Source organism: Agrococcus carbonis, assembly GCF_900104705.1.
Taxonomy (GTDB): Bacteria; Actinomycetota; Actinomycetes; order Actinomycetales; family Microbacteriaceae; genus Agrococcus; species Agrococcus carbonis.
Genome location: NZ_LT629734.1, coordinates 1,163,264 through 1,175,642 on the forward strand (window position 1 = coordinate 1,163,264; position 12,379 = coordinate 1,175,642).

Genomic DNA, 12,379 nt, shown 5'->3' on the forward strand with positions numbered 1-12,379 from the left:
AGCGATCGCTCCAGGCCGAGCAAGGAGGTTGAGTATGGGTCTCGACGACAAGATCTCGAACGCTGCCAAGGAAGGCGTCGGCAAGGCCAAGGAGGGCATCGGCGACGCCACCGACAACGAGCGCCTGGAGGCGGAGGGCCACAAGGACCAGGCCGTCGCCAACGCGAAGCAGGCCGGCGAGCACGTCAAGGACGCCGGCAAGGATGTGGGGGACGCCTTCGGACGCTGATCCGATGCATGAGGGGGCGGGGCGCTGCGGCGCTCCGCCCCCTCAGCGTCTGCGCCTCGTCGTCGGCGAGGATGCGGGCTCCGGTCTCGCGACGCGTGCGCCTGCGGCGCGCGCTCCTCGACCTACGCGCTCGCGTGCGCCTGCGGCGCGCGCTCCTCGACCTACAGGCTCGCGTGCGCCTGCGGCGCGCGCTCCTCGACCGGCGCGGTGGCCTAGTAGTTGAGCTCGGCGAGCGTCGCCGGGTCGACCTCGATGCCGAAGTCGCGCGCCTGCGCCTGGATCTTCTGGGCTCGGGCGAGGCGCGGCAGGTCGCTGCCGTCGGTGATCTTGCCGCCCGACTCCTCGAAGGCGCGCACGAACCCGTGCGCCCACGCGACCTCCTCGACGCTCGGCGCGAGGCCCGCATTGATCGTCGCGGCGTGCGTGTGCGTGAGGCACAGCTTGCCGGACATGCCCATCTCCTTCGCGAGGCGCGTGCCCTCCTCGAGCGCGTCCATCGCGAGGGTCGGACCGTCGATCGGCGCGGGCAGGCGGGCGGCGCGCGAGGCGATCACGAGCTGCGAGCGGGCGTAGGCGAGTGCGATGGGGTCCTCGCCGGTCGCGGTGTCGCGCTTGAAGTCCCCCGTGCCGAAGGCGATGCGGAACGTGGAGGGGGCGCTGGCGATCTGGGCCACGTTCTGCAGGCCGCGGGCCGTCTCGACCAGCGCCAGGATCGGCATCTCCTCCGGCAGGCGGTCGGCCGTGTCGTCGACGTGGCTGGACGACTCCGTCTTCGCCAGCATGACGCCCTCGAGCCCCGGCGCCTCCTTGAGCTCGGCCAGGTCGGTGCTCCAGAACTCGCTCGCCGCGTCGTTGATGCGCACCCAGGCGCGGTGGCCCGTGCTCAGCCACTCGATCGTGTCCGCGCGCGCCTGCGCCTTGTCCTTCGCCGCGACCGCATCCTCGATGTCGATGATGATGGCGTCGGCGTCGCTGGCCTGCGCGATCTCGAAGAGCTCGGGCTTCGAGGCCGGCACGAGCAGCCAGGAGCGGGCGATCAGGGGCGACACGGAATGGCGAGGCACGCGCTCCAGCCTATCCGCAGCGCCGGCCGCGCCGCCTCCGACGGGTAGGCTCCGGGCATGGCCTTCGGCATGCTCGGCACCCTGCTCCTGGTGGGCGCCGTCGTGCTCGGTCTGCTGGTCATCGGCGGCGGCGTCGTGCTGCTCGTGCTGGGCTCCCGCAGGCACGACGACTCCACGTCGCGGCCGTTCCTCGCGTTCGGCGTGACGCTGCTCGTGCTGGGCACGCTGCTGCTCGTGCCCGCGGTGCTCTCCGCCGCGAGCGCGTTGCTGGGAATGTCCTGAGAGCATCGCGCCCGACCCTCGCGGGCCGTGGTTGGGTGGAGCCATGAGCGATGGAGCCACGACCATCACGATGCTGGTCACCCTGCTGGCAGCGTCGGCCGCCGTGTGCGCCGGCGGCGTCGTCCTGGCGGTGCGCGCCGACGGCAGGCTGCAGAGCGTCGGGGTCTGGACGGCGATCGCCGCCGGGCTCCTCGTGCTCGCCTGGGGCTCCGTGCTGCTCATGGGCGCGCTCGCGAGCGCAGGCTGACGCGCAGCGCGGTCAGCGGTCGCGGCCGCGCAGCCGGTCGATCTCGCGCCGCTCCCGGCTCGACGGACGCCCGGCGCCCTTCGGGCGGTGCGGCACCTGCGCGGCATCGATCGCGGTGGGCCGCGGCGGCGAGCGGTCCTCGATCGCCTCGGCCGCGATCGGCGCCGCGACGCGCTTCGCGAGCAGCTGCCGCACGATCACGATGCGGTCGAAGCCGTGGATGCGCACGCGCACCTCGTCGCCGACCCGCACGGGCTGCGCCGCCTTCGCCGCCTGGCCGTTGAGCTTCACGTGGCCGCCGCGGCACGCCTCGGTCGCGGCCGCGCGGGTCTTGACGAGCCGCACCGCCCAGATCCAGACGTCGAGCCGCACGCGGTCGCTCATGCCTCGGCGAGCACCCCCAGCACCGCCTCGCCGTAGCGCTCGAGCTTCGACTCGCCGACCCCCGTGATGGTCGAGAGCTCGACGATCGTTGCCGGCCGGCGCTCGGCGATCGCCGCGAGCGTCTTGTCGTTGAACACGACGTAGGCGGGAACCGCCTGCTCCTTCGCCGTCGCCGCGCGCCAGGAGCGCAGCGCCTGGAACACCGCCTGCTGCGCGTCGTCGAGCGCGATCGTCGACGCCGACCGCTTCGCAGCGCGCGCGGGCGCCTTCGTCTCGTGCCGCAGGCGCACCTCGCGCTCGCCCGCGAGCACCGCGGCCGACGCATCCGTGAGCGCGAGCACGCCGTACTCCCCCTGCACGCGCAGCAGCCCCTGCGCGAGCAGCTGGCGCACGATCCCCCGCCACTGCGCTGCGGGCAGATCGGCGCCGATGCCGTAGGTCGCGAGCCCGTCGTGGCCGAATCGGCGGATGCGCTCGGTGTCGGCCCCGACGAGGATGTCGACGAGGTGCCCCGCGCCGTACGCCTGCCGGCGCTCGCGCTGCAGCCGCACGATCGTCGAGAGCAGCTTCTGCGCCGGGACCGTGCCGCCGTAGGAGTCGGGCGGGGTGAGGCACGTGTCGCAGTTGCCGCACGCCTCGCTCGCCTGCCCGAAGTAGGCGAGCAGCTGCACGCGCCGGCACTCGACCGTCTCGCAGAGCGCGAGCATCGCGTCGAGGTGCAGGGTCTGGTTGCGCTTGCGCTGCGCGTCGCCCTCCCCCTCGGCGATCATCCGCCGCTGCTGCACGACGTCCTGCAGCCCGTAGGCGAGCCACGCGGTCGAGGGCTCGCCGTCGCGGCCCGCGCGGCCGGTCTCCTGGTAGTAGCCCTCGACCGACTTCGGCAGGTCGAGGTGGGCGACGAAGCGCACATCGGGCTTGTCGATGCCCATGCCGAACGCGATCGTCGCGACCATGACGACGCCGTCCTCGCGCAGGAAGCGCTGCTGGTTCGCCGCGCGGGTGCCGCCGTCGAGGCCCGCGTGGTACGGGAGCGCGTCGACGCCCTGGGCGCGCAGCCACTCGGCCGTCGACTCGACCGAGCGGCGCAATAGGCAGTAGACGATCCCGGCGGCGCCGGGGTGCTCGTCGCGGATGATGCGCAGCAGCTGCGCCTTCGCATCCTGCTTCGGCGCGATGCGGTACTGGATGTTGGGCCGGTCGAAGCTCGAGACGAACACCTGCGCGCCGTCGAGCCCGAGCCGCTCGACGATCTCGGCGCGCGTCTCGACGGTCGCGGTCGCGGTGAGCGCGATGCGCGGCACCCCGGGCCAGCGCTCGCCGAGCATCGACAGCTGCAGGTAGTCGGGGCGGAAGTCGTGGCCCCACTGGCTCACGCAGTGCGCCTCGTCGATCGCGAAGAGCGCGATGGGCGCGGCGTCGAGCAGGCCCTGCGCGACCGGCAGGCGCTCGGGCGCGAGGTAGAGCAGGTCGAGCTCGCCCGCGAGCAGCCGGCGCTCGACGTCGCGGCGCTCGTCGACGGACTGCGTCGAGTTGAGGTAGGCGGCCCGCACCCCGAGCTGCTCGAGCGCGTCGACCTGGTCGTGCATGAGGGCGATGAGCGGGCTGATGACGACGCCCGTCCCCTCGCGCACGAGCGAGGGGATCTGGTAGCAGAGGCTCTTGCCGCCGCCGGTGGGCATGAGCACGACCGCGTCGCGGCCCGCGACGACCTCGTCGATCACCTCGGCCTGCTGCCCGCGGAAGGCGTCGTAGCCCCACACCCGGGTGAGCGCCTCGAGCGGCGTGGCGGCCTTCGCCGACGCGGCGACGCCCGGCGCGTGCGCGCGGGCAGCGCGCGGCGCAGGGCGAGCGGCGGTCGCAGCTCGCGCCCCGCCGGGCGATGCGGTCGCCCAGCCGCCGCCGGCGGGCGGCGCGTCGGCGTCGTCCGGCGGCACCCAGCCGTCGTCGCCCCACGAGTCCCACGGCTCAGACGGCTCGGGCGGCTCAGGTGCGTCGTCGTCGCTCGGCGGCAACCAGTCGTCGATCGGGCCGTCGATGCGGCCGTCGGTGCGGTCGTCGCGCATGGCGTGCGTCACGCGTCCCCCTTCGCGTCCATCACGCATCCACCCTAGGCCGCGCCGCCGACATCGGCCGCGCTCCGGCGGGTCGCTGTGGAGGGGCTCAGCGGCGCTGCGCCAGCCACTCCTCGAACGTGATGCGGCCCTTGCGCTGCTCGGTGAGGTTGGCGCCGGAGCGCAGGTAGTCGAGCATCGACGGCGGGAACGGCCCGTTCACGATGATGCCGCGCGCGCCCGTGGCGGCCTGCCACGCCTTGGCGAGGTCGCGGGAGACGCGCACCTGGGGGCCGGCGATCTCGATGAACCGCTTGCCGCTCGGGTCGAGCGCCTCGTCGGCGACGAGCTCGGCGACCTCGCTCACCGCCACCGGCTGCAGCCGGCCGCCGAGCACGACGGGGATCGCTCCGAGCGCCGAGCCGGCCTCGAACTGGTCGGCCGACCACTCGTGGAACTGGGCGGCGCGGATGATCGCGGTCTCGATGGGCGAGTCGAGGTACGCGAGCTCCTGCTCGCGCTTGCGCCGATGGTAGGAGAGCTTCGACGCCTCGACGCCGAGGATGGAGAGCACGACCGCGCGCTGCACGCCGACCCGCTCGGCCGCCGCGACGGCGTTCCGGGCGCCGATCGTGAAGGGCTTGGGGTCGATGGGGTTGCGCGAGTTCGACGCGTCGACGAGCACCTCGGCGGCCGCGAGCGCGGCGTCGAGCCCGGTGCCTGAGACGATGTCGGCCTGCACGCCCGGATGGCCGTCGACCGCCCGGCCGGAGCGCGAGAGCGGCACGGCCTCGGCTCCCCGGCGCGCGAGCGCTCGGACGATCGCCGAGCCCGCGTTCCCTGTTCCGCCGATGACGACGATGCGCATGCCCCAACGCTACGCCAGCGTGGGCCGCGCGCAAGCCGATCGCCTGGGCGGCAGCGCGCATCCGCCCCCGCCCGCGGCGCGCATCCGCCCCCGAGCCCGCGGAGCGCGTCGGCTCGGGCTGCGGGGGCGGATGCGTCGGGGCGCGCTACGCGTCGGCGCCGGCGGGTGCCGGCTCGGCCTCGGTCGCCTCGGCGGGCGGCGCGGGCGCCGGTGCCGGCGGCGCGCTCAGCGTGTCGAGCAGGTCGTCGCCGGGGCGCACGGGGATCATCGGCGCCTCGATCTCGGCGCGGTCCAGCAGCTGCTGGGTGCGCTTGCGGCGGGCCGGCGCGATGACGGTGACGACGCGACCGTCGTTGCCCGCGCGGCCGGTGCGGCCGGCGCGGTGCAGGTAGGTCTTGTACTCGTCCGGCGGGTCGGCCTGCACGACGAGCGCGACGTCGTCGATGTGGATGCCGCGCGCCGCGACGTCGGTCGCGACGAGCACGTCGACCTTGCCGCGCCGCAGCTTCTCGAGCGACCGGTTGCGCTTGGCCTGCGTGAGGTCGCCGTGGAGGCTCACCGCGGCGATGCCCGCGTCGTCGAACTGCTCGGCGAGCCGCTCGGCGTACGCGCGCGTGCGCGTGAAGACCACGATGCGGCCCGGGTTGCGCACGATCTGCTCGAGCACCGCATCCTTGTCGTAGCGGTCGGTGACGAGCACCTGGTGGTCGATCGTGCTCGTCGACTGCTCCTCGCCCGCCACCTCGTGCACAGCCGGCTCGGGGAGGAACTCCTTGACGATCGTCTGCACCTCGGAGTCGAGCGTCGCCGAGAAGAGCAGCTTCTGGCTGCCGGGCTTCGTCTGGCGCAGGATGCGCTGCACGGGCTCGAGGAAGCCGAGCTCGCACATGTGGTCGGCCTCGTCGACCACCGCGATCTCGACGGCGCCGAGGTTCAGGCGGCGCTGCTCGACGAGGTCCTCGATGCGACCGGGCGTGCCGATGACGATGTCGACGCCGCGGCGGAGCGCCTCGACCTGTCGATCCTGCTTCACGCCGCCGACGATGACGGTCGTGAAGATGCCGACCGCACGGCCGAGCCCCATGATGGTGTGGTTGAGCTGCTGGGCGAGCTCGCGCGTCGGGGCGAGGACGAGCGCGCGGGGAGCCCGGCCGAGCTCGCGACGCTCAGGGCGGCCTCGCAGCAGCATCTCGACGATTGGCGCGCCGAACGCGATCGACTTGCCCGAGCCGGTCCGGCCGCGGCCGAGCACGTCGCGGCCCGCGATCACGTCGGGGATGGTCGCCGCCTGGATCGGGAACGGACGCTCGGCGCCCATCGACTTGAGCGCACCGGCGATCCCGGCGCCGAGGCCGAGGTCGGCGAACGTGACGCCCTCGATGTCCTCGGCGCGCGTGGCCTGCGCCTCAAGGCGCTCGAGGACGACGTCCTCCTTCGGCTCGAAGGGGTTCGACTCCTTCGACGGGTAGTACGTGCTGTCGCGGCGCGGGCGCTCGTCGGAGCGGTCGCGGCGCGGGCGGTCGTCGCGGTCGAAGCGGCGGTCGCCGCGGTCCTCGCGGTCGGAGCGACGCGGGCCGCGGTCGTCGCGTCGCGGGCCGCGGTCGTCGCGATCGAAGCGACGCGGACCGCGATCGTCGCGGTCGGAGCGGCGGTCACCGCCGCGCGAGCGGTCGTCCCGGTCCAAGCGACGGTCCCCGCCCTGCGAGCGGTCGTCGCGGTCGAAGCGGCGCGGGCCGCGGTCGTCGCGGTCGAAGCGACGCGGGCCGCGATCGTCGCGGTCGAACCGGCGGTCACCGCCGCCCGAGCGGTCGTCCCGGTCGAAGCGACGGTCCCCGCCCTGCGAGCGATCGTCCCGATCGAAGCGACGCGGGCCGCGATCGTCGCGGTCGAACCGGCGGTCGCCGCCGCGCGAGCGGTCGTCGCGATCGAACCGGCGGTCCCCGCCCTGCGAGCGATCGTCCCGGTCGAAGCGACGCGGGCCGCGATCGTCGCGGTCGAACCGGCGGTCGCCGCCGCGCGAGCGGTCGTCGCGATCGAACCGGCGGTCGCGGTCGTCGCGCGCCGGGCGGTCGTCGCGTCGGTCGCCGCGCGCCGGTGCAGCGCCGTAGCGCCCCCGGCCGTTGTGCTCGTCGCGGGCGCGGTCGAACCCGCGCGGACGCTCGCCGCGGTGCAGGCGGTCGTCGCGCTGGTGATCGCGGCCGCCGTCGGCGCCTCCGCGCGTGCGGAAGGCGGGGCCGCGACGGGCGTCGCGGTCGCGCGCCTCCGGCGGCGTCCAGTTCGGGCGGCCGGATGCGGTGCGGCCGCCCTGGTCGCGTCGCTCGCGGTCGTCGCGGCTCCAGCGCCCCTTCGAGGGCTGCTCGTCGCGGTAGCCGCGGTGGCCCTTGCTGCGGGAGCCGGGGCGGCTGTCTCGGTCGTTCGGTCGGCGGGCGCCCTCGGGGCGCGAGTCATTCCTTGCCATTGCTCGCATTCATTGCGCGCGAGATCTCGCTCGCGCTGATAGAGCCGCATGCATCGCGGGCTTCGTCATCGACCGCGAGGGTGCTCGCGGGATCTCCGGCCGCGGCGACATCTCCATGGTGCGCACACGCGCGCTGTCCCGAGCCGACCGACCCACTCTACGGCACGACCGCGCGCGACGACAGGGGCAGTTCGCCTCAGCCCGGCTGATCGACCGCGCGGACGCCGCCCCGCATCACCGACGACGACCACTGGCGCCCGTCGAACCAGCGCGTCTCGGCGCGGCGGAACGGGTCGGGATACCAGCCGGGCGCGGCGAGCCCGGCTGCCCCCTGGAGCTCGATCGGCTGGGGCGCTCCGTCGTGCGCGCCGGCCGCGGCCGGCTGCTGCGGTACCTGCTGCGCCTGCCACGCCTCGTACGCCCTGCGCTGCGCGTCGTGCGCCTCCTGCTCGAGGCGGTGGAACTCGGCAGGGGTCGGGATCGGGGGCGTCTGGGCGCTGCGATCGACGGTCGGCGGGCGCTGACCGAACGACGGCGCCGGCTGCGACGCGGGTGCCACGGGCGACGGCTGCACGGGGTCGACGCGCGCACCCTGCTGATGGCCGAACGCGGATGGCCGCGGCGGCACCTCCGCCGTCGAGCCGGGCGTGGGGCCGACGGGAGGCACGGGCGACGCCGGCTGCGGTTCGGTCGGCGCTGCGGGCGACTGCGCCGACGGCGCGGCGGGCGACTGCGCCGACGGTGCGGCGGGCAGCTGCGCCGACGGCTGCCAGCCGGGCGCGGCCGGCGTCACGTGGGCGGCGGGCGCCGAGATCGCCGACGTGGGCTGGAGGGGCTGCCCCGGCTGCGGGACGGGCGCGTGGATCGGCTGCGCCCCGGGAGCCTGCATCGGCTGCCCGGCCGGCGCGGACATCGGCTGCGCAGCCGGCGCGGACATCGGCTGCGCAGCCGGCGCGGACATCGGCTGCGCAGCCGGCGCGGACATCGGCTGCGCCGGGGCGGCGACCGGTGCCGGCCGGGCGAGGATGCGGGCGTCGCGCGCCGCGTAGTAGTGCATCGACGGGTCGGAGGGCCACTGGCCGTCGATGCGGAGCATCGACTGCCCTCCCGGCTGCAGGGGCGGCACGAACGTGAGCCGCGTGCCGGTGCCCGCCGGGGTGCGCACGGTGATCCGCGCCCCCTCGACCTGCCCGCTCGTGCGGGTGACGAACACCGTGACGGGCAGGTCGCCGGCCGGCACGTGGAGCGTCACGTCGCCCCAGTCGAGGGGCGCGCGGAGCCCGCCGATGTCGAGGGTCGGCGGCTGGAGGTACGCGTCGATGCGGCCGTCGGGGCACGCCGAGTGGACGATCAGGAATGCCGGCATGCCTCACCTCCTCCTCGCTCGCATCCGTGCGACCGCCGCGCTCGGGAGCCGCGGGGCCGGAGCCATCCAACCAGCGCGCCCCGCGCATCCGCTGGGAGCGCGGTCAGCGTGCGCTGGCCGCGGCGAGCTCGGTGCGCCGCTCGGCGCGCGTGCCGGTGCCGCGCCGCACGCGCCGGCGCTCGATCGCGCCCTCCACGACGAGGTAGAGCACCGGCAGCACGATGAGCGTGAGGACCGTCGACGAGATCAGGCCTCCGATCACGACGATCGCGAGCGGCTGCGAGATGAAGCCGCCCTGGCCCGTCAGCCCCGCCGCCATCGGCACGAGCGCGAAGATCGTCGCCGCCGCGGTCATGAGGATGGGGCGCAGGCGCCGCTCGGCGCCCTCGACGAGCGCCTCGCGCACGCTGAGCCCGCGGTCGCGGTACTGGTTGACGAGGTCGATGAGCACGATCGCGTTCGTCACGACGATCCCGACGAGCATGAGCACGCCCACCATCGAGGCGACGCCGAGCGGCACGCCCGTGATGAGCTGCATCGCGATCGCGCCGGTCGCCGCGAACGGCACCGAGACGAGCAGCAGGAACGGCTGCAGCAGGCTCTTGAACGTCGCGACCATCACGACGTAGACGAGCAGCACCGCGACGAGCGCGGCGATGCCGAGCTGCGTGAACGCATCCGTGATCTGGGTGGCGACGCCGCCGACCTCGGCGGTCGCGCCGTCGGCGAGCTCGAGCGCGTCGAGCTCGGCCTGCAGGCTCGCCGAGAGGCCGCCGACGTCGGCCGCGTCGGGGGTGATCGTCACCGTCGCGGTGCGACTGCCGTCGCTCGTCGAGATCGACACCGGCCCCGTGATCTCGCTCACCTCGGCGACGTCGGCGAGCGGCAGGGGGCCCTGCGGCGTCGGCAGCTCGAGCTCGCGCAGCTCGTCGAGCGTCGCGGCGGGCGCGATCGCGTCGAGCCAGATGCGCACGAGCGAGCCGTCGAGCTGGATGTCGCCGATCGGCGTCGGCTGCATCGCCTGGGCCACGAGGCCCGACACGGCGGCCTCGCTCAGCCCGAGGCTCGCGGCGAGCTCGCGGTCGACCGCGACCTGCACGAGCGGCTGCGCGCCCTCGAGGGAATCGGTCACCTGCGCGACGCCGTCGAGCCCGGCGACGGCGTCGGTGACGGATGCGGTGGCCGCCTCGAGCGCGTCGGGCGTCGGGGCCTGCACCTCGACCTCGATGTCGCTGCCGCCGAAGCCGCCCGACTCACCGACGGTCACCTCGCCCGGCTGGTCGTCCGCGAGGTCGCGGATCGCCTCGCGGAGCGCTGTCATGTCGGTGCCGTCGGCGGCGATGACGCCGTAGCTGATCGCGCCGCCGCCACCGCCGCCGAGGAAGGCCGCGAACTGGCCGGCGCCGCTCGAGACGGTCGCCGAGACCGTCTCGACGCCGTCGAGCTCGCCCACGCGCGCCGAGAGCTCGTCGGCGGCGTCGAGCTGCGCGTCGAGCGAGGCGCCGGGCTCGAGCTGCTGCGACATGCGCAGCGTCGTCTGCCCGTCGTCCCCGAGGAAGTTGGTCGCCATGAGCGGCACCGCGGCGCCGCTCGCACCGAGCACGAGGGCAGCACCGACGAGCACGAGCCAGGGCCTCCGCAGCGTCGCGAGCAGGATCGGCCGGTAGCCGCGCCGGAGCCGGTCGCGGCGCTCCTCGAGGTCGTGGGCGGCAGCGGCCGGGGCATCGGGACCGCCCGGCCGGGAGCGGCCGGCCCCGCGCGCGTCGGCGACGGCGCCCGACGGCGCTTCGGGGGCGGATGCGCGGCGCAGGCGGAAGCGCTGCCGGAGGCCCGGGCGGGCGGTCGTGCGCGCATCCGCGCCGCGCGCATCCGCCGCAGCATGCTCGCGCGCAGCCTCGGCCTCGGCCGCCGCCTCCGCCTCGACGACCGCCTTCGGGCGCCGGAGCAGCCACGAGGCGAGCACCGGCACGATCGTGAGCGCGATGACGAGCGACGACAGCAGCGCGATCGTCACCGTGAGCGCGAAGGGGCGGAAGAGCTCGCCCGTGATGTCGCTCACGAAGGCGAGCGGGAGGAACACGATGACGGTCGTGACCGTCGAGGCGGTGATGGCGCCGGCGACCTCGCGCACCGCATCCAGGATCGCCTTCGCCTTCGACGCCTGGAAGGACAGGTGCCGCTTGATGTTCTCGATCACGACGATCGAGTCGTCGACGACGCGGCCGATCGAGATCGTGAGCGCCCCGAGGGTGAGCACGTTGAGGGAGAAGCCCGCCCCCCACATGCCGATGAAGGTCATGAGCACCGACATCGGGATCGAGATCGCCGTGACGAGCGTCGAGCGCACCGACCACAGGAAGATGAGGATGACGAGCACGGCGAAGACGAGGCCCAGGACGCCCTCGACCGCGAGCGCCTCGATCGAGTGCTCGATGTAGGGCGCCTGGTCGAGGATCGTCGTGATGGTCGCGCCCTCGCCGAGCTCGGCGCGGATGCCGTCGAGCTGCTCGAGCACGGCGTGCGAGACGTCGACCGTGTTGGCCGCCTGCGTCTTCGTGATCGAGAGGATGATCGAGGGCTCGCCGTCGACGAGCGCGACCGACGAGACCGGGTCCTCGTCGAGCGCGACCTCGGCGTAGTCGCCGATCGTGCGCTCGCCGGTGACGGGGAGCCCGGCGACGTCGGCGACCGAGCCGAGCCGCTCGCCGATCTGCACGCTGAGGGTCTGGTCGCCATCGTCGACCGTGCCGCCCGGCAGCAGGGCGCCGTGCTCGTCGATCGAGTCGGCGATGTCCTGCCGCGTCAGGCCGTCGGCGGCGAGCGCCTGGTCGTCGGGGCTGATCGTGATGCGCTGGCCGGGTGCGCCCTGCAGCTGCACCGCCCGGACGCCGTCGGTGCGCTCGAGCTGCGGCACCGCGACCGTCTCGATGCGGTCGACGAGCGCCGCGGTGTCGCCCGGCGCCGCGATCGCGAGCTGCAGCACCGGGAAGTCGGCGATCGACCCGGTGAGCACGGTCGTCTCGGCGTCGTCGGGCAGCTGCGCCGCGATGCGGTTGACGGCCTGCTGCACGCGCTGCTCGGTCGTGGGGATGTTGATGCCGTAGGTGAACTCGGCGAAGACGACGCTCGAGCCCGTCGAGGACGTGCCGCTCGTGCCCTCGAGGCCCGGCACGGACTGCACCGCCCGCTCGATGGGCGCCGTGACGTCCTCGCTCACGATCTCGGGACTCGCGCCCGGCATGGTCGTCGTGACGACGACAGCGGGCAGCTCGAGCTCGGGCGTGAGCTCGGTCTTGAGGCTCGCGAGGGCGACGCCGCCGAAGATCGCGATGCAGATCGTCACGAGGGCGACGAGCGCCTTGTTCTTCAGGCTGGCGAGCGAGAGCAGGTGCACTCGCTGATCCTCCCACTCCCGGGGTGGGGAGCGGAT

General features: G+C 74.5%; 10 protein-coding genes. 3 read left to right on the plus strand and 7 right to left on the minus strand.

Going from position 1 to position 12,379, the window contains the following annotated elements; all coding sequences use genetic code 11:
• Positions 1-34: 34 nt before the first annotated feature.
• The gene (locus BLT67_RS05630; RefSeq protein ID WP_092666104.1) at positions 35-229 is read left to right on the plus strand and encodes a CsbD family protein; all 195 of its coding nucleotides are present in this window, start codon (positions 35-37) and stop codon (positions 227-229) included.
• A 212-nt stretch (positions 230-441) separates the two neighbouring features.
• Here the strand turns inward: BLT67_RS05630 and BLT67_RS05635 are convergent, their stop codons facing one another.
• Positions 442-1,293 carry an HpcH/HpaI aldolase/citrate lyase family protein gene (locus BLT67_RS05635; protein ID WP_231945600.1) on the minus strand — a complete coding sequence of 284 codons (852 nt, stop codon included), beginning with the start codon at positions 1,291-1,293 and terminating at the stop codon, positions 442-444.
• A 57-nt stretch (positions 1,294-1,350) separates the two neighbouring features.
• On the opposite strand from BLT67_RS05635, the gene BLT67_RS13680 reads away from it, so the two are divergent.
• Together BLT67_RS13680 and BLT67_RS05640 are read left to right on the plus strand one after the other, a co-directional pair.
• Positions 1,351-1,575, plus strand: a complete 225-nt coding sequence (locus BLT67_RS13680) for a hypothetical protein (RefSeq protein WP_231945601.1) — start codon at positions 1,351-1,353, stop codon at positions 1,573-1,575.
• Between the two features lie 43 nt (positions 1,576-1,618).
• Positions 1,619-1,822, plus strand: coding sequence for a hypothetical protein (locus BLT67_RS05640; RefSeq protein WP_092666106.1), 204 nt, complete (start codon positions 1,619-1,621; stop codon positions 1,820-1,822).
• A gap of 12 nt (positions 1,823-1,834) precedes the next feature.
• On the opposite strand, the gene BLT67_RS05645 is transcribed toward BLT67_RS05640, so the two are convergent.
• From BLT67_RS05645 to BLT67_RS05670, 6 genes are all read right to left on the minus strand, one after another.
• On the minus strand, positions 1,835-2,206 hold the full coding sequence (locus BLT67_RS05645; RefSeq protein WP_092666107.1) for an RNA-binding S4 domain-containing protein: 372 nt from the start codon (positions 2,204-2,206) through the stop codon (positions 1,835-1,837).
• Complete coding sequence (gene recQ / locus BLT67_RS05650) at positions 2,203-4,269, minus strand: DNA helicase RecQ (protein WP_092667545.1); 2,067 nt, start codon at positions 4,267-4,269, stop codon at positions 2,203-2,205. The genes BLT67_RS05645 and recQ overlap by 4 nt, the downstream gene beginning before the upstream one ends.
• Before the next feature lie 97 nt (positions 4,270-4,366).
• A complete protein-coding gene (locus BLT67_RS05655; RefSeq protein WP_092666108.1) occupies positions 4,367-5,125 on the minus strand; it encodes an SDR family oxidoreductase in 759 nt (252 codons plus the stop codon).
• 145 nt (positions 5,126-5,270) lie between these two features.
• Complete coding sequence (locus tag BLT67_RS05660; RefSeq protein WP_092666109.1) at positions 5,271-7,583, minus strand: DEAD/DEAH box helicase; 2,313 nt, start codon at positions 7,581-7,583, stop codon at positions 5,271-5,273.
• A gap of 196 nt (positions 7,584-7,779) precedes the next feature.
• A complete protein-coding gene (locus BLT67_RS05665; RefSeq protein WP_092666110.1) occupies positions 7,780-8,949 on the minus strand; it encodes a DUF2510 domain-containing protein in 1,170 nt (389 codons plus the stop codon).
• Positions 8,950-9,052: 103 nt separating this feature from the next.
• Positions 9,053-12,343, minus strand: a complete 3,291-nt coding sequence (locus tag BLT67_RS05670; protein ID WP_092666111.1) for an efflux RND transporter permease subunit — start codon at positions 12,341-12,343, stop codon at positions 9,053-9,055.
• Between the last annotated feature and the right edge of the window lie 36 nt (positions 12,344-12,379).

What these genes read in the sequence shown, in the direction of transcription:
- BLT67_RS05630 (WP_092666104.1), top strand. Translation starts at nt 35, where the DNA reads ATGGGTCTCGACGACAAGATCTCGAACGCTGCCAAGGAAGGCGTCGGC.
- BLT67_RS13680 (WP_231945601.1), top strand. Translation starts at nt 1,351, where the DNA reads ATGGCCTTCGGCATGCTCGGCACCCTGCTCCTGGTGGGCGCCGTCGTG.
- BLT67_RS05640 (WP_092666106.1), top strand. Translation starts at nt 1,619, where the DNA reads ATGAGCGATGGAGCCACGACCATCACGATGCTGGTCACCCTGCTGGCA.
- BLT67_RS05645 (WP_092666107.1), bottom strand. Translation starts at nt 2,206, where the DNA reads ATGAGCGACCGCGTGCGGCTCGACGTCTGGATCTGGGCGGTGCGGCTC.
- recQ (WP_092667545.1), bottom strand. Translation starts at nt 4,269, where the DNA reads ATGCGCGACGACCGCACCGACGGCCGCATCGACGGCCCGATCGACGAC.
- BLT67_RS05655 (WP_092666108.1), bottom strand. Translation starts at nt 5,125, where the DNA reads ATGCGCATCGTCGTCATCGGCGGAACAGGGAACGCGGGCTCGGCGATC.
- BLT67_RS05660 (WP_092666109.1), bottom strand. Translation starts at nt 7,583, where the DNA reads ATGGCAAGGAATGACTCGCGCCCCGAGGGCGCCCGCCGACCGAACGAC.
- BLT67_RS05665 (WP_092666110.1), bottom strand. Translation starts at nt 8,949, where the DNA reads ATGCCGGCATTCCTGATCGTCCACTCGGCGTGCCCCGACGGCCGCATC.